Origin of the sequence: Azoarcus sp. DN11 (assembly GCF_003628555.1) — a bacterium.
GTDB lineage: Bacteria > Pseudomonadota > Gammaproteobacteria > Burkholderiales > Rhodocyclaceae > Aromatoleum.
This window is the reverse complement of the sequence record NZ_CP021731.1, coordinates 1,219,064-1,235,365: the sequence shown is the minus strand read 5'-3', so window position 1 is coordinate 1,235,365 and position 16,302 is coordinate 1,219,064. Positions and strand designations below refer to the sequence as shown.

At 64.1% G+C, this 16,302-nt stretch carries 17 protein-coding genes; 5 read left to right on the top strand and 12 right to left on the bottom strand.

The features are described from left to right. Nucleotides 1-90: 90 nt before the first annotated feature. Nucleotides 91-1,290 (bottom strand): tyrosine--tRNA ligase, encoded by a 1,200-nt coding sequence (tyrS, locus tag CDA09_RS05580; RefSeq protein ID WP_121427715.1) that lies wholly within the window; start codon nt 1,288-1,290, stop codon nt 91-93. 71 nt (nt 1,291-1,361) lie between these two features. Between tyrS and CDA09_RS05575 the strand changes: the two genes are divergently transcribed. Next, on the top strand, nt 1,362-2,681 hold the full coding sequence (locus CDA09_RS05575; protein WP_121427714.1) for a M23 family metallopeptidase: 1,320 nt from the start codon (nt 1,362-1,364) through the stop codon (nt 2,679-2,681). A gap of 127 nt (nt 2,682-2,808) precedes the next feature. After that, nucleotides 2,809-4,020, top strand: a complete 1,212-nt coding sequence (locus tag CDA09_RS05570) for an ISL3 family transposase (protein WP_121427713.1) — start codon at nt 2,809-2,811, stop codon at nt 4,018-4,020. A gap of 58 nt (nt 4,021-4,078) precedes the next feature. On the opposite strand, the gene erpA is transcribed toward CDA09_RS05570, so the two are convergent. The 4 genes from erpA to rplM all read right to left on the bottom strand — a co-directional run bounded on the left by erpA (nt 4,079) and on the right by rplM (nt 6,515). Beyond that, the gene (erpA, locus tag CDA09_RS05565) at nt 4,079-4,429 is read right to left on the bottom strand and encodes an iron-sulfur cluster insertion protein ErpA (protein ID WP_121427712.1); all 351 of its coding nucleotides are present in this window, start codon (nt 4,427-4,429) and stop codon (nt 4,079-4,081) included. A gap of 90 nt (nt 4,430-4,519) precedes the next feature. Then, nucleotides 4,520-5,548 carry an N-acetyl-gamma-glutamyl-phosphate reductase gene (gene argC / locus CDA09_RS05560; protein ID WP_121427711.1) on the bottom strand — a complete coding sequence of 343 codons (1,029 nt, stop codon included), beginning with the start codon at nt 5,546-5,548 and terminating at the stop codon, nt 4,520-4,522. 132 nt (nt 5,549-5,680) lie between these two features. Then, complete coding sequence (gene rpsI, locus CDA09_RS05555; RefSeq protein ID WP_121427710.1) at nt 5,681-6,073, bottom strand: 30S ribosomal protein S9; 393 nt, start codon at nt 6,071-6,073, stop codon at nt 5,681-5,683. Between the two features lie 13 nt (nt 6,074-6,086). Beyond that, entirely contained in the window at nt 6,087-6,515 is a 429-nt protein-coding gene (gene rplM, locus CDA09_RS05550) for a 50S ribosomal protein L13 (RefSeq protein WP_076601387.1), read from the bottom strand. A gap of 233 nt (nt 6,516-6,748) precedes the next feature. On the opposite strand from rplM, the gene CDA09_RS05545 reads away from it, so the two are divergent. Both CDA09_RS05545 and CDA09_RS05540 read left to right on the top strand, forming a co-directional pair. Beyond that, nucleotides 6,749-8,197, top strand: coding sequence for a tryptophanase (locus CDA09_RS05545; protein ID WP_121427709.1), 1,449 nt, complete (start codon nt 6,749-6,751; stop codon nt 8,195-8,197). 469 nt (nt 8,198-8,666) lie between these two features. Continuing rightward, entirely contained in the window at nt 8,667-9,086 is a 420-nt protein-coding gene (locus CDA09_RS05540; RefSeq protein ID WP_121427708.1) for an OsmC family protein, read from the top strand. 53 nt (nt 9,087-9,139) lie between these two features. Here CDA09_RS05540 and coq7 read toward each other — a convergent pair whose 3' ends face one another. The 7 genes from coq7 to CDA09_RS05505 all read right to left on the bottom strand — a co-directional run bounded on the left by coq7 (nt 9,140) and on the right by CDA09_RS05505 (nt 14,287). Next, nucleotides 9,140-9,757, bottom strand: coding sequence for a 2-polyprenyl-3-methyl-6-methoxy-1,4-benzoquinone monooxygenase (gene coq7 / locus CDA09_RS05535; RefSeq protein ID WP_121427707.1), 618 nt, complete (start codon nt 9,755-9,757; stop codon nt 9,140-9,142). A 22-nt stretch (nt 9,758-9,779) separates the two neighbouring features. After that, a complete protein-coding gene (locus CDA09_RS05530; protein WP_121427706.1) occupies nt 9,780-10,304 on the bottom strand; it encodes a CNP1-like family protein in 525 nt (174 codons plus the stop codon). Beyond that, nucleotides 10,301-10,888, bottom strand: coding sequence for a DUF3501 family protein (locus CDA09_RS05525; RefSeq protein ID WP_121427705.1), 588 nt, complete (start codon nt 10,886-10,888; stop codon nt 10,301-10,303). Before CDA09_RS05525 ends, CDA09_RS05530 begins: the two co-directional genes overlap by 4 nt. A gap of 12 nt (nt 10,889-10,900) precedes the next feature. Next, complete coding sequence (locus CDA09_RS05520) at nt 10,901-12,241, bottom strand: heterodisulfide reductase-related iron-sulfur binding cluster (RefSeq protein ID WP_121427704.1); 1,341 nt, start codon at nt 12,239-12,241, stop codon at nt 10,901-10,903. Nucleotides 12,242-12,343: 102 nt separating this feature from the next. Next, complete coding sequence (locus CDA09_RS05515) at nt 12,344-12,763, bottom strand: rubrerythrin family protein (RefSeq protein WP_121427703.1); 420 nt, start codon at nt 12,761-12,763, stop codon at nt 12,344-12,346. Between the two features lie 142 nt (nt 12,764-12,905). Continuing rightward, the gene (locus CDA09_RS05510; protein ID WP_121427702.1) at nt 12,906-13,499 is read right to left on the bottom strand and encodes a CBS domain-containing protein; all 594 of its coding nucleotides are present in this window, start codon (nt 13,497-13,499) and stop codon (nt 12,906-12,908) included. 257 nt (nt 13,500-13,756) lie between these two features. After that, the gene (locus CDA09_RS05505) at nt 13,757-14,287 is read right to left on the bottom strand and encodes an RNA pyrophosphohydrolase (protein WP_121430747.1); all 531 of its coding nucleotides are present in this window, start codon (nt 14,285-14,287) and stop codon (nt 13,757-13,759) included. A gap of 221 nt (nt 14,288-14,508) precedes the next feature. Here CDA09_RS05505 and CDA09_RS05500 point away from each other — a divergent pair, with 221 nt between their 5' ends. Beyond that, nucleotides 14,509-16,257, top strand: a complete 1,749-nt coding sequence (locus tag CDA09_RS05500) for a proline--tRNA ligase (RefSeq protein ID WP_121427701.1) — start codon at nt 14,509-14,511, stop codon at nt 16,255-16,257. Nucleotides 16,258-16,302 lie beyond the last annotated feature (45 nt).

Below are 16,302 nucleotides of genomic sequence, written 5' to 3'. Positions count from 1 at the left end.
AGCGCATCAAGTCGAGTTACATCATTTTACACGTCACCTTTGCATGCGTTCACGTTAACCGTCCATCCTGGGCCCAGGCCCCTCTGATGCTCACCCCAGGCGCACGCTCGCGAATTTTCGCTTGCCAACCTGCAGGACAACGGTCCGCCCGGAATGCAGGACAAGACCCTTGTCCTCGACGCGCTCGCCGTCGAGACGCACGGCGCCCTGGTCGATCATCCGCATCGCTTCGGACGTGGTGCCCGTCAGACCCGCCTGCTTGATCACCTGAAACACGGGCATGCCCTCAGCACCCACCGCAACATTCACCTCGGGCATGTCGTCGGGGAGCACTCCGCGCTGGAAGCGCGCTTCGAATTCCGTCCTGGCCGCTTCCGCCGCCTGGGCGTCATGGAAGCGCGCGACAAGCTCCATCGCCAGCATCACCTTGATGTCCCGCGGATTGCGACCCGATTCGGCTTCGCGGCGGAGTCCGGCGATCTCGCTGATCGAGCGGAACGAGAGGAGCTCGTAGTAACGCCACATCAGGTCGTCGGAGATCGACATCAGCTTTCCGAAGATCTCACGCGGCCCTTCGGCAATGCCGATGTAGTTGCCGAGCGACTTGGACATCTTGTTCACGCCGTCCAATCCTTCAAGGAGCGGCATCATCAGGACGCATTGCGGCGCCTGCCCATCGTGCTTCTGCAACTCGCGGCCCATCAGCAGGTTGAACTTCTGGTCCGTCCCGCCGAGCTCGATGTCGGCGCGCATCGCCACGGAGTCATAGCCTTGGCAGAGGGGGTACAGGAATTCGTGAATGGAGATCGGCTGGTTTGCCGCATAGCGTTTGGCAAAATCGTCACGTTCGAGCATGCGTGCGACCGTGCTGCGAGAGGCGAGGCGGATCATGCCGGCGGACCCGAGCGACTCCATCCAGGCCGAGTTGAAGCAGATCTGAGTCTTCTCCGGATCAAGAATCTTGAACACCTGGTCCTGGTACGTGCGCGCGTTCTCCATGATCTGCTCGCGAGAGAGCGGCGGACGCGTGGCGTTCTTTCCCGAGGGGTCGCCAATCATCCCGGTGAAGTCCCCGATCAGGAACATCACCTGATGACCCAATTCCTGGAAATGACGCATCTTGTTGATCAGAACCGTGTGGCCGAGGTGCAGGTCCGGCGCGGTAGGGTCGAAGCCCGCTTTCACCCTGAGCGGGCGCCCGGACTTGAGCTTCTCGGCGAGCTCGGACTCTATCAGCAACTCATCGACGCCTCGTTTGATCAGCTCGAGGGCGCCCTGTACGTCAGTCATGCAATTCTCCATTCAACGGGGCGGCGAAAAACTTTGCTACACTCGCGAAAGTTTTTTTGTCCGAAAATCCCATGCAGGCACGAAAAGTTACGATTCTAGCCGAACAAGGGGGCCATCTCCCCACTGGACGCAGGCGGTGGATCCTCGGCGCTTTGATCGGCACATCGCTACTCGGCGTCGTTGCCGCCACGGCGGTCCCCCTAGGGGGGACGGAGGCGCCGATCGTTACCGAATCGGTCACCGAACGCCTGGGGCCGATTGCGGTGGCGCCAGCCGAGTCGGACCTGCCGTTCGTCTTTGACGAGCGCGTGCTGCCAGGCGACACGATACAGGCAATCTTTCACCGCATCGGCGCGAACGACCAGGAAGTCCTTGATTACCTGAACCAACCGCAAGGGCTGCAGGCACAGCGGCAATTGCGGGCTGGTCGGTCCGTGCTCGCAGTGGTACGTTCCGACGGCACCCTCGCCTCCCTCAGCCTCCCGATCGCCGGCGGCGACGCACGATTCACGATCGAGCGGACCGTCAGTGGAATCAAGACCCAGACCGCTGAAGCGGCGGATTCGAATGTCACGATCGAGATGCGCTCGGGAACGATCCGCCAGACCCTGTTTGGCGCAACCGATGCCGCGGGCATCCCGGACAGCATCGCGACGAAGCTGGCGGAGATTTTTGGCACCGAGATCGACTTCAGCAGCGACTTGCGGCGTGGCGACCGCTTCAGCGTCGTCTACGAATCGATGCACGAACAGGGCACCCGGGTTCGTGCCGGACGCATCCTGGCTGCCGAGTTTGTCAACGACGGCAAGCGCTACGCCGTCGTGCTGCACCGCGACGACGACGGTGCAGACACCTATTTCACGCCGGAAGGACGCGGCCTGAGCCAGGCATTCCTGCGCTATCCACTGGAATTCTCGCGCATTTCCTCCAACTTCGGAGGACGCATGCACCCGATCCACAAGCGCTGGAAGGAGCACAAGGGCACGGATTTCGCCGCAGCCACGGGCACCCCGGTCAAGGCTGCGTCGAACGGGATCGTGGAGTTCGCGGGCGGCCAGAACGGATACGGCAACATCATCGTGATCCAGCACCGAGATGGCTACGAGAGCGCGTACGCGCACTTGAACGGATTCGCACACGGCCTGCGCAAGGGGCAGCGCGTGCGCCAGGGTGATGTGATCGGCTACGTGGGATCGACCGGCTGGGCGACAGGCGCGCACCTGCATTTCGAGATCCGAGTCGACGGTGTTGCGCGCGATCCGATGAAAATCGCCCTACCGACGACCCAGCCACTTGCCGGCAATGCACTCGCGGCCTTCCGTCGCGAAACCACCCCTCTGCTCGAGCGGCTCGCTCTGCTCAACCGCACGACGGTCGCGCGCGCCAACTGAGCTGCGCGGTGGAGCGCACGCAAAAGAAAAGGTTCTTCGCGCGATCTGGGGAAAGTAGAGGTTGACGGGTCGGAGGTTGGTAGATTGGCAGTCGCCAAACAAACCGATCCCCTTCCTCTTCCCCGTCATGCGAGATGCTATGTTGGGCCTGGTCTTCTGGGAAGGCCATGTCGTCGATTCATCCCAGGAGCGAACCGACGGTTCGCTGCTTCTGTCCCTTTCTGAAGTCCCCTCTTACCGTCCCCGATGCGGGCGTTGCGCCAGTGAGTGCGTCCTGATTCATGAGCGACGGCGGCGCCGGGTGCGCGACCGAGACTGGTTTGACCGACGGGTCTGGCTGGACGTGCCGATCCGGCGGCTCGACTGCTATCAGTGCGGCGCGCGTGCGGCCGAGCGGCTGAGCTGGCTCGATGCGGGCGAGCGCATCACGCACCGACTGCGAGCCTGGGTCCAGGCGCTCGTACAGATGCTGCCGATTGCCCATGTTGCCGAACTGACCGGTTTGCACTGGCACACCATCAAGCGCATCGACCAGCGACGCCTGCAGGCCCGGTACGGCGATTTCGAGGCCCAGGGGGTGCGTCGGCTGGTGATGGATGAGTTCGCCCTGCACAAGGGACACCGCTACGCGACGGTGATCATGGATGCTGAACGCATGCGGGTGCTGTGGGTCGGAGAAGGCAACAGTCGCGAGGCGATCCGACCATTCTTCGAACTGCTCGGCGAAGAAGGCTGCCAACACATCGAAGCCGTCGCGATGGACATGAACACCGCCTTCGATCTGGAGGTGCGAGCCCATTGTCCGAACGCAGAAGTAGTCTATGACCTGTTTCACGTCGTCGCGCGCTTCGGTCGGGAAGTGGTCGATCGGGTGCGGGTCGATCAGGCCAACGCCTTGCGCAGCGCGCCGGCACAGCGTCAGGTGATCAAGCGCTCTCGCTGGCTGTTGCTGCGTAACCGCGACAACCTCGGCAACGAGCAGGCGGTCAAGCTTGACGAGTTGCTGGCGGCCAACGCGCCACTGGCCACTGTCTATCTTCTCAAGACGGCCATCAAGGAAGTCTGGTTCGCCCCGACCGTGCGAGAAGGGGCACGAAGATGGAAGCACTGGTATCGCTTGGCCATCGACAGCGGGATCGCGCCGGCCATCGCCTTCGCCAAACGGCTGCGCAAGTACCTACGAGGCATTCTCGCCTCAGCCATCTTCCCGCTCAACACCAGCGTCCTCGAAGGCGTCAATAACCGCATCAAGGTCATCAAGCGCATGGCCTACGGGTTCCGCGACTCAGCCTATTTCTTCCTGAAGATCAAGGCCGCCTTCCCCGGAAAAACGCGATGAACCAAAGAAAACGGGAGGCCACGGCCTCCCGTTTGACTTGTCGCAGCGAGCGTCGAGTTCAGGCAGAGAACGACGATCCGCAGCCGCAGGTGCTGGTCGCGTTCGGATTGCGGATCACGAACTGCGAGCCTTCCAGACCTTCCGTGTAGTCGATCTCAGCGCCTACCAGATACTGATAGCTCATTGAATCGATCAGGAGCGTCACGCCATTCTTTTCGAAGGCCGTGTCGTCCTCATTCACCTCCTCGTCAAAGGTGAATCCGTACTGGAAGCCCGAGCAGCCACCGCCGCTGACGAACACGCGCAGCTTCAGATCCGGGTTGCCCTCTTCCTCGATCAGTTCCTTGACCTTGCCCGCCGCGCTGTCAGTGAAGACGAGCAGTTCCGGGGTTTCAACTGCAGTGCTCATGTTTTCTCCTGAATGGGGTGCACCGGCACATCATGCGTCACCGGACGCCTTTCGTCAAAATAAGAGTGACTATGGGAACGATTGGTTCCGTTACGGACTGACCGGTACCACGTCCAGCCCCTCAGCCTCGTCGAGGCCGAACATGATGTTCATGTTCTGCACCGCCTGACCGGCCGCGCCCTTGACAAGATTGTCGATGACCGAAAGGACGACCACGACGTCACCCCCCTGCGGGCGGTGGACGGCGATGCGGCACAGGTTGCTCGCCCGCACCGAACGGGTCTCGGGATGGCTGCCGGCCGGCATCACGTCCACGAACGGCTCATTACGGTAACGGGTTTCGAAGAGGGACTGGACGTCCACATCCTTCGTCAGACGGACATACAGGGTCGCGTGGATACCACGGATGATCGGCGTCAGGTGCGGCACGAAGGTAAGCCCGACCTGCTTGCCCGCCATGCCGACCAGTCCCTGGCGGATCTCCGGAAGATGACGATGCCCCGGGACGCCGTATGCCTTGAAACTGTCGGACGCTTCGGCAAACAACGTATGCACCTCGGCCTTGCGGCCCGCCCCCGAAACACCCGACTTGGCGTCGGCGACGAGGTGCGACAGGTCGGCAACGCCCGCCTCGACCAAAGGCAGAAACCCGAGTTGCACCGCGGTGGGGTAGCAACCGGGATTGGCGAGCAGGCGAGCGGAACGGATCTGTTCGCGATTGCGTTCCGGCAAGCCGTACACGGCCTCGGGGATCAGCTCGGGTGCCGCGTGCGTCATGCCGTACCACTTCTCCCATTCGGCAACGTCACGAATGCGGAAGTCGGCGGCAAGGTCGATGACGCGCACGCCCCTGCCGAGCAGTTCACGCGCCTGCTGCATGGCGATGCCGTTGGGCGTGGCGAAGAAAACCACGTCGCACTGGTCGAGCGCAGCCTCGGCAGGTGCGACGAAGCGCAGGTCGACGCGGCCGCGCAGGCTCGGGAACATCTCGGACACAGCCATGCCGGCATCGCCACGCGACGTGATGGCATGCAGTTTCACGCCGGAATGACGCGCAAGCAACCTGAGCAGTTCGACACCCGTATAACCCGTACCGCCGACGACGCCAACCTTGATCATGCTTTCTCCTTCGCGGGGCAATCCCCCTGTGCAGCTTTTCATTATCGCATTCGCGGCGCACATTTTCTGCACGCGGAAAAGCAAAAAGCCGCCCAGCGGGCGGCTTTCTGTTCCAGCGGATACCGGAAGGTATCAGCGCTTCGAGAACTGCTTGCGGCGACGGGCCTTGCGGAAACCGACCTTCTTCCGTTCGACTTCGCGCGCGTCGCGGGTAACGAAACCCGCCTTGCGCAGCACCGACTTCAGGTCGGCATCGTATTCGATCAGCGCACGGGTGATGCCGTGACGCACGGCACCCGCCTGCCCCGACTCACCACCGCCGGTGACGTTGACCAGGACGTCGAAGCGGTTCGCGTTCTCGGTCAGCGTGAGCGGCTGGCGAACGATCATGCGGCCGGTTTCGCGCGAGAAAAACTCGTCCACGGGCTTGCCGTTGACGACGATGTTGCCGGTACCCGGCTTGATGAACACACGGGCAACCGCGGTCTTGCGGCGGCCGGTGCCATAGTTGTATTGCACAGCCATTGATCGGCTCCTGTCAGATCTCGAGAACTTTGGGCTGCTGAGCAGCGTGCGGATGCTCGGCACCCGCGTAGCACTTCAGCTTCTTCAGCATGGCGTAACCCAGCGGCCCCTTCGGCAGCATGCCCTTCACCGCCTTCTCCAGCACGCGCTCGGGAAAGCGCTGCTGCAGCTTGGTGAAGTTGGTTTCGTAGATTCCGCCCGGAAAACCGGTGTGACGGTAGTACTTCTTGTCCTGCGCCTTGTTGCCGGTAACGCGCAGCTTCTCGACGTTGACCACGACGATGAAGTCGCCGGTATCAACGTGCGGGGTGTAAATAGGCTTGTGCTTGCCACGCAGACGGCGGGCTACCTCGGCGGCAACCCGGCCAAGCACCTTGTCCGCCGCGTCGACAACAAACCAGTCGCGCTTGACTTCGTGCGGCTTGGCAGAAAACGTTTTCATTCGAATCCTCGATCTTGTCCGGCCTGGGGCAGAGGCCAATAAACGGAAAGCTCGTGATGGTATAGCGGAGTACCCACGAAAGTCAAATCGGGTTGACTCGCCGCTTGGCGACCTGCAGCAAGGGCGCGAAGGGGGACAAGTTAAAGAATTTTTGTGCAAGATCAACCTCTGCATCTACCTCGATATGCACAATCATGCACTTTCAACCGTTGGCAGCTGGGGAGATCAAAGAGATGGCAGAAGTGAGGTTCTTTAGCGGCGAGGCCATCCCGCTCGAAATGCACAAGGTTCGCATCGTCCAGAAACTGTCGCTTCCGCCGGTGGAGCGCCGGCTGGCGGCGATTACCGAGGCGGGCAACAACACGTTCCTGCTGCGCAATTCGGACGTGTTCATGGACATGCTCACGGACAGCGGCGTCAACGCGATGAGCGACCAGCAGCAGGCGGCAATGCTGGTTGCCGACGACAGCTACGCGGGCAGCGCCACCTATACGCGCCTGGCGGACAAGCTGCAGGAGATCTTCGGGCTGCCCCACTTCCTGCCGGCCCACCAGGGTCGGGCGTGCGAGAACATCCTTTCGCAGGTCCTGGTATCCAAGGGCTCGGTCGTGCCGATGAACTACCACTTCACGACCACGAAAGCCCACATCACGCTCAACGGCGGGACGGTGGAGGAGCTCGTCGCCGATTCGGGGCTGGAGGTCGTGAGCCTGCATCCCTTCAAGGGCAACATGGACATCGCCAAGCTGCGCGATGTGATCGGCGCACACGGCGCCGACAAGATCGCCTTCGTGCGCATGGAGGCCGGCACGAACCTGATCGGCGGCCAGCCGTTCTCACTGCAGAACCTCGTCGAAATCCGCAAGGTCTGCGACGAGCATGGCCTCCTGCTGGTGCTCGATGCGAGCCTGCTCGCCGACAACCTGCACTTCATCAAGCAGCGCGAGGACGCCTGCAAGGGCCTCGGCATCCGCGAGATCACGCGCCGGATCGCCGACCAGTGCGACATCATCTATTTCTCCGCGCGCAAGCTCGGGTGCGCACGCGGGGGCGGCATCTGCATCCGCAGCGAGGAGCTTTACCGCCGCATGCGCGGCCTGGTGCCGCTGTATGAAGGCTTCCTCACGTATGGCGGGATGTCGGTGCGCGAGATGGAGGCACTCACGGTCGGCCTTGACGAAACGATGGACGAGGAAGTCATCAACCAGGGGCCGCAGTTCATCGCCTACATGGTGGACGAGCTGCAGAAGCGCGGCATCCCCGTGATCACGCCTGCGGGCGGGCTGGGCTGCCATGTCAATGCGATGGAGTTCGTGGATCACATCCCGCAGGCGCAGTACCCGGCCGGCGCGCTGGCTTCGGCGCTGTACATCGCCGGCGGCATCCGCGGCATGGAGCGCGGAACGCTATCCGAGCAACGCGACCCCGACGGGAGCGAAGTGTTCGCGAACATGGAGCTGGTGCGCCTGGCGATGCCGCGGCGGGTGTTCACGTTGTCGCAGGTCAAGTACGCGGTCGACCGCCTCGCATGGCTGTACGCACACCGCAAGCTCATCGGTGGACTGGCGTTCACGGAAGAACCCGAAATCCTGCGCTTCTTCTATGGTCGCCTGAAGCCGGTGACCGACTGGCAGGACCGTCTCGTTGCCAAGTTCCGCACGGATTTCGGCGACAGCCTCTAACGCGCTTCTGCCGAGGCCCCTTCAAAAAACCGGGGCCTGCGGCATTTTCCATGCCTGCGCCACGCACAAAAAAAACGCAGTCCCCGCGGGACTGCGTTAAATCCACACCAAAGGAGGAGGGTGGAGGAGACACCGGTTTGGATCACGAAGCTAAATCGATCCGACTGGGGATCATTATCCGGAGCCGAATCCGACGTGGCAAGCATTTTTTGTGCATCGCACTATAAATGTTTTGATCTACAGATAAGCATTGCTTATTAAATTATAAATAATTGATGCATATCAAGTTCCCCTCCTGTCCCGGCATAAGCTGGGGATGGCATCAGCCATGCGGGAATCGCTTTCCGGGGCGCATTGCTGCAGCGCACCAGCCACTCCAGCCTGCGCACCGGGCGCGGGTGGCCTTCCGGTAGAATCGCCTTCCGGTCGACCGATGGCGACCCCAATCCAGCCGACAACGGAGTCAATGATGGAATGCACGATCAAATGGGTCGACGGGATGACCTTTCTTGCCGAAACCGGCACCGGTCACGTCGTGGCGATGGACGGCGCCCCCGAAGCGGGCGGACGTAACCTCGCGCCGCGACCGATGGAGATGATGCTGGCGGGTGCCGGCGGCTGCACGGCGTTCGATGTGGTGCTGATCCTGCAGCGCGGACGCCACGATGTGCGCAATTGCGAAGTGAAGCTCGTGGCGGAACGGGCCGAGACCGATCCCAAGGTGTTCACGCGCATCACCTTCCACTTCACGGTGACCGGCAAAGGGCTGAAGCGCGAAACGGTGGAACGTGCAGTGCACCTGTCGGCGGAGAAGTACTGCTCCGCGTCGATCATGCTGGCGAAGACGGCGGAGATGGTCCACGAAGTGACGATCGTCGACGTGGAGTAAGCGCCTCGGGGGAGGTGCCGGACAGGGGGCTGACGCCCCCTGCCTTTGTCGTGTCAGACCCGGTACGCGGTGGTCGTCATGACCCGCGACATGAACTTCATCGCGACCTTGACGGGCGCCGGAAGTTCGCGGGCGCCCAGACCGATGGCGGTGTCGGCGTGGCGCGCTTCGTCGGTCTTCATCTGTTCGATGATTTCGCGGGACTTCTGATCTTCGGCAGGCAGGCGCTCGAGGTGCCCGCTCAGGTGCGCTTCGACCTGGCGTTCGGTTTCCGCGAGGAATCCCAGGTTCCAGCGGTCTCCCAGTTTCCCCGCCAGCAGGCCGAGCGCGAGCGATCCGCCATACCAGAGGGGATTCAGCAGGCTCTTGCGTCCGCCGAGTTCGGCGATGCGCTGCTCGGTCCAGGCGAGATGTTCGGTCTCTTCGTTGGAGGCCCGCGCGAGTTCGCGCCGCACGCTGGCGTCCTGCGACAGGATCGCCTGCCCCTGGTACAGGGCCTGGGCGCAGATCTCGCCGCAGTGGTTGACCCGCATCAGGCCCGCGACGTGCTCGCGCTCGGTGTCGCTCAGCGGCGCATCCGGCAGGTCGCCGCCGGGCACCGGCCGGACGGAACGTGCCGGGGCGAAGATCGTGCGCAGGGCCTTGTCGAATTCGACGATGAGCTGATCCATGGCTTTTCCTCGCTCGGCGGGCTTATTTGCCCGATTTCATGAAGGTGCTGGCTTCGCCGCGCAGGCGCCGCAGGACTTCGTCGCGGTCGCGCGGGGGCACGGGGCCGTCGCAGAAATGGTCCTCGGAGAGCGCCGCGCGAGGGCGATTGTAGGTGTTGTCGACGATCGGCTTCCAGTCTGCATCGCGCGCCGCCGACCAGTCACCGCCGGAACGGCCGGTCGCGTACAGGCGCCAGGTGCCGCTGGCGCAGCGGATGCCCTCGTTCGTCACGTTCTTCGCGCCGCCAGGCGTGCGGATCACGAGCGTGTAGCGGACGACGCCGTCCTCGCCGACAGCGATGCTGTCCTCGTCGATGAAAAAGTGGTTGGGCGACGCGCTGCTGACGAAGAATTCGCGCAAGGCGCCGTCGCGCGGGGCTGCCGGGAGGGTGTGGCCGCCCTCCTTCCAGTCCGGATCGGCATCGGTGAACAGGCCGGCAAACGCCGGGGCGGAAAAACAGACGAGGGCCAGGAGGCCCCCGCGAAGGATGGGTTGCAGCGGCGTCAAGCTCGCAAATCTCCACACAAGGATTGCCGGATCGCGTCCGGGACGGGCTCCACCACCGCCGTCATGGCGGGGTGATCGACTCCGATCGCGAGCGCGGCGCCTGCATGGAGGGCGCGGATCGCCGGGGGCGGAAGTTCGAAGCGGAGGAAGTGTACCGCGGACGTCTTTTCGCCATTGTCGCGTTCCAGGTCCTCGTCCGCAATCGCGAAGATCGGTTCGCAGCCCGCGACGCGGACCCAGACGTGCTTCTCGATACCGATCAGGCGGGTGAGCCAGAGTCGCCGTTCGGTCTCCACCGGGAATTCGATCATCATCGTCGCCTTCCAGTTGCTGCCGTCGGGCACGAGCGGCCCGTAGGCGTCGAGCTCGCCCTGGATGCCCTCCTCCTCGAAGGTGCGTTCGATGCGCAGCATCTCCTGGATCTGGTAGCGGATCGTCAATTCGTCCTCGAACATCAGCGTGATGTGCTCGCCCAGGTGCAGCGTGCGGTCCTTTTTGTGCGCGATGACGCGGCTGCGGAAGGCCGCGCGCTGGCGGGCGTAGGCTTCGAGGCTCAGGAGGCTGTCGCGGGAGATGGCGTTCATCGTGTCTTGACCTCACAGTCCGTATGCCCTGCGCAACAGGGTCAGGGGATGCGCCTTTTCGGCCTTCAGGTCGGTGCCGCCGTCGCGGATGCCCTGCTGGATGTGGCGGCCGGCGATGGGGCAGTCGGAGCTGATGAAATCCGGCCCGGCCTGCGCCATCTGGCGAAACACGGGGCGCCCGATCTTCATCGACTGCTCGAAGAATTCCTCCTTGACGCCCCAGGTGCCGTCGTGGCCCGCGCAGCGCTCGACCGTGGTGACCTCGGTGCCGGGCACGAGCTGGAGGGCCTCGCGCGTCTTCTGGCCGATGTTCTGGACGCGGCCGTGGCAGGGGATGTGATACGCGACCTTGCCGAGCGGCTGCTTGAAGTCGGTTTTCAGCAGGCCGTCGCGATGGCGCAGCATGAAGTATTCGAAGGGGTCGAACATCGCCTCCCCGACAGCGAGGACGAGCGGATCGTCCGGGAACATGAGGGGCAGCTCCTGCTTGAACATCAGGGCGCAGGACGGCACGGCGGCGAGGAGCGCGTAGCCGTCGCGGGCGAGCTTGGCGAGCGGCGGGATGTTCACGTCCTTCAGGCGGCGCACGCCCTCGAGGTCGCCCAGCTCGAGCTTGGGCATGCCGCAACAGGCTTCCCGGTGCGCGAGGACGACGGGGATCTCGTTGTGCGCGAGCACCGCGACGAGATCGTGCCCGATGCCCGGTTCGTTGTAGTTGATGTAGCAGGTCGAGAAGATCGCGACCTTGCCCGGCGTACGTTCGCCGTCGCGCACCGGCCAGTCGGCGCGGGCGTCGGCTGAGTTGCGGAATCTCGCCGGCGCGTAGGGCGGGAGTTCGCGCCGCTTGTCGACGCCGAGCACGGACTGCAGCACGGTTCGGGCCGCAGGGTTGCGATTCGCAGCGTTGACGGTCTGGGCGACGACGGGAATCGCGGCGAGCTTGCCGAGCGCATCGGTGCTCGTCAGCACCTTGTCGCGCAGGCGCACCTCCCCCTTGCGGAACTTGACGGCCTTGGCCCGCAGCATCAGGTGCGGGAAATCGACGTTCCATGGGTGCGGCGGGACGTAGGGACACTTCGTCATGAAGCACAGGTCGCACAGGTAGCACTGGTCGACGACCTTGACGAAATCCTTCCTGGCGACGCCGTCGAGTTCGCCTGTGCTGCCCTCGTCGACGAGATCGAAGAGCGTCGGGAAGGCGTTGCACAGGTTCACGCAGCGCCGGCAGCCGTGACAGATGTCGAAGACGCGCTCGAGTTCGCCATCGAGCGCCGCCTCGTCGTAGTAATCGGCCTTCTGCCACGCGATCGGGTGACGCGTGGGGGCGTCGAGGCTGCCTTCGCGCTTGGACATGCGACCTCCCTTTTCGCGCGCACCAACCGGCGCGCGCGATACCCAGTGCAGCGTTCAGGGCGGCCGCTGCGGCCGCCCACGGCCGAGCGAGGCGAAGCCCGTTCAATCCTGCAGGGCGTCCAGCGCCTTCTGGAAGCGGTTGGCGTGCGAGCGCTCGGCCTTCGCGAGCGTCTGGAACCAGTCGGCGATTTCGTCGAAACCCTCTTCGCGCGCGACTTTCGACATCCCCGGGTACATGTCGGTGTACTCGTGCGTCTCACCGGCGATGGCGGCGCCGAGATTGGCCCGCGTGGCACCGAACGGCAGGCCGGTGGCGGGGTCGCCACAGGCTTCGAGATACTCCAGGTGGCCGTGCGCGTGGCCGGTTTCACCTTCCGCCGTCGAGCGGAACACGGCGGCCACGTCGTTCTGCCCTTCCACGTCGGCCTTCGCGGCGAAGTAGAGATAACGGCGGTTGGCCTGCGATTCGCCGCCAAACGCGGCTTTCAGGTTCGCTTCGGTCTTGGATCCTTTCAGTTCCATTGTCGTCTCCTCGTTCAGGGGGTCGAAGATACGCCCCGGTCGTCAGCCGGGGACGTCCTAAGCCTAGAAGCCGCGGACAGCGAGCGAAAATTGAATACGCCTATGTTTTCGATCGCGCTGGGCTATCGGCTGGCGCGGCGCATCACGCGGCGATCGCAGCTTCGATCTCGGCGAAAGTGCGCGCGATCTCGGTGGTCATCGGCTGCGGTTCGCCGAGCTGGCGCGCAATCTGCGAGGCGGAGAAGATGCCCCGGATCAGGCCGCGCCCGCCCTCCTCGCGCTCCAGCACCAGCGCATGCTGCCGGCCGGAGCGGCGCAGCGTCGCGACGATGTGGCCGACATCCGCGCGCATCACCTCGCCCAACTCGACGGCTTCGGTCTTGTCCAGCGGCGTCATGACGTTGTCGACGACCAGTTCGCCCAGGGGCACGCCACGTTCGCGCGCGGTATGCACCGGGCGCTCACCGAGCAGGTCGGCGACGCTGAGGACGCCACGCACGAGGTGGCGCGCATCCGTCACCAGAAGCAGCCGGACCCCGCGCAGCAGCATCGCGCGATTCGCCTCGGCGAGCAGCGTTTCGCCGGAAATCGTCGCCGCCGGCACACGGGTGAAGTCCGTCATGACCTCGACGGCCGGTGAAGCCGGCGACACCCTGCGGCTCTCGTCGGTCCTGGCGACTTCGCAATGCAGGCCGGCGAGCCGGGCTTGCGGCAGCGGTTCGAATTCCCGGTTCATGGACACCTCCCAGTGGAAACAGTGGCGTGAGGGAGGCGCGTGCCTGGCCTGCGGACTCTGCATCGGCACCCGCGCCGCGCCCCGCGTGCGGCGCAAGTCGCGCACCGCAGCCGGCCTGAAGCCGGCATAGGGCGTTTGACCTCCCGCCCCTGCAGCGGTTCAGTCGCCGCCCCCAGGGCCGGCCCGGGGCACAAATAAACACCGCCGCAAACGTAGCCGAACTTGCGGATACGTTTGCGGCGGCGTCGGTGCCAGGGTCAGGATTCGCGCTCCTGCGCCGCGGCCCGGTAGGCCTCGGGCAGGTCGCCGGGGCGAACCCGGAACAGATTTTTCGACAGCTCCAGCAGTGCCTGTTGATACACCTGCCGCTTGAACTCTATGACAGCGTCCAGCGGCACCCAATACTCACTCCAGCGCCAGGCATCGAACTCCGGATGATTGCTGGCTCGCAGGCAGACGTCGGAATCACGCCCCACCAGCCGCAGGAGAAACCAGATCTGTTTCTGACCGCGATAGGTGTTGCGCCACTCCCTCCTTATCCAGTGTTTCGGAACGTCATACCTCAGCCAGCCGCGCGTGCGGCCAAGAATCTTCACATGCTCGGGGCGCAGACCCACCTCTTCGAAGAGTTCCCGGAACATCGCCTGCTCGGGGGATTCCCCGTGCTTGATGCCCCCCTGCGGAAACTGCCAGGAATGTTCGCGAATCCGTTTGCCCCAGAACACCTCGTTGCGCGCGTTGACCAGAACGATGCCGACGTTCGGGCGATAGCCTTCACGGTCGAGCATGATCAAACCTTCAATAATTCATGAGAGTTGTCACGATTTTTTCACACTTACCCTGCATTGGAAAGGAGCGCCCTGTGCCATGTTCCCGCACCGGCGGCGCTTTTTCCCGCGTTGACGCCCGGGAATGCACGGGGACTGCAGCGACCGCAAGGCGAATACCCGACCGGCACGCGACCGGCTAGAATTTGTGGTTTGCCCAATCGACCATCCCGGACTCAAGAATGCGCGCCAGCCAGTATTTCATCTCCACCCTGAAGGAAGCCCCCTCGGACGCCGAAATTGTCAGCCAGAAGCTGATGCTGCGCGCGGGCTTCATCCGCAAGGTTGCCGCCGGCATCTACAGCTACCTGCCGATCGGCCTGCGGGTGATCCGCAAGGTCGAGAACATCGTGCGCGAGGAAATGAACCGCGCCGGCGCGCTCGAGCTGACGATGCCGATGGTGCAGCCGTCCGAGCTGTGGGCCGAGACCGGCCGCTGGGAGAAGATGGGCGAGGAGATGCTGCGCTTCAAGGATCGCCACGAGCGCGACTTCGCGCTGCAGCCGACCTCGGAAGAAGTCGTCACCGACATCGCGCGCCAGGAGCTGAAGAGCTACCGCCAGCTGCCGAAGAACTTCTACCAGATCCAGACCAAGTTCCGCGACGAGCGCCGGCCGCGCTTCGGCGTGATGCGCGGACGCGAGTTCACGATGAAGGACGCGTATTCCTTCGACCGTGACGTCGACGCCGCGGGCCGCAGCTACGACGCGATGTACGCCGCCTACTGCCGCATCTTCGACCGCCTGGGTCTGACCTACCGCGCCGTGGCCGCCGACACCGGCGCGATCGGCGGCGACCGCTCGCACGAGTTCCAGGTGATCGCCGACACCGGCGAGGACGCGATTGTGTATTGCCCGGATTCCGACTACGCCGCGAACATCGAGCTCGCCGAAGCGCTGCCGCTGCTCGCCTCCCGCGCAGCACCCGCCAAGGCGCTCGAAAAGATCTCGACCCCGGGCAAGGAGACCTGCAAGGACGTCGCCGAACTGCTCGGCGTACCGCTCGAGACGAACGTCAAATCGCTGGTGCTTGCGACCGATGATGTCGATGAAAAGGGCCAGCCCGCAGGTGTCACCGTGTGGCTGCTGCTCGTGCGTGCCGACCACGAGCTGAACGAAGTGAAGGCGAGCAAGATCGACGGACTGAAGGCGGGCTTCCGCTTCGCGACCGAAGTCGAGATCCACGAACACTTCGGCTGCAAGCCGGGCTACCTCGGCCCGATCGGGCTGAAGAAGCCGGTGAAGATCATCGCCGACCGCACCGTCGCCAACATGTCGGACTTCATCTGCGGCGCGAACGACGAGGACTACCACTTCACCGGCGCGAACTGGGGCCGCGACCTGCCCGAGCCGGATCTCGTCGCCGACCTGCGCAACGTACGCGAAGGCGATGCGAGCCCGGACGGCAAGGGGCAGCTCGCGATCCAGCGCGGCATCGAAGTCGGCCACGTGTTCTACCTCGGCACGAAGTACTCGAAGTCGATGAACGCGACCTTCCTCGACGTCGACGGCAAGCCCAAACACTTCGAGATGGGCTGCTACGGCATCGGCGTCACGCGCATCCTCGGCGCCGCGATCGAGCAGAACAACGACGCGCGCGGCATCATCTGGCCGGATGCGCTCGCGCCCTTCCGCATCGTCGTGTGCCCGGTGGGCTGGGGCAAGTCGGAGGCGGTACGCAACGAGGCGCTGAAGCTCTACGAGGGCCTGATCGCCGCCGGCGTCGATGCGATCCTCGACGACCGCGACGAGCGCCCCGGCGTGATGCTCGCCGACTGGGAGCTGATCGGCGTGCCGCATCGCGTCGTCATCGGCGACCGCGGCCTGAAGGAAGGTGTGGCCGAGTACCAGGGCCGCCGTGACGCCGAAGCGACGAAGGTCGCGATCGCCGATCTCGCCGGTTTCGTTGCCGCGAAGATGCGGGGCGAATGACTTTCGGCTATAACGTGCGCATGGAGCGCACGCGCCTTTCATTGC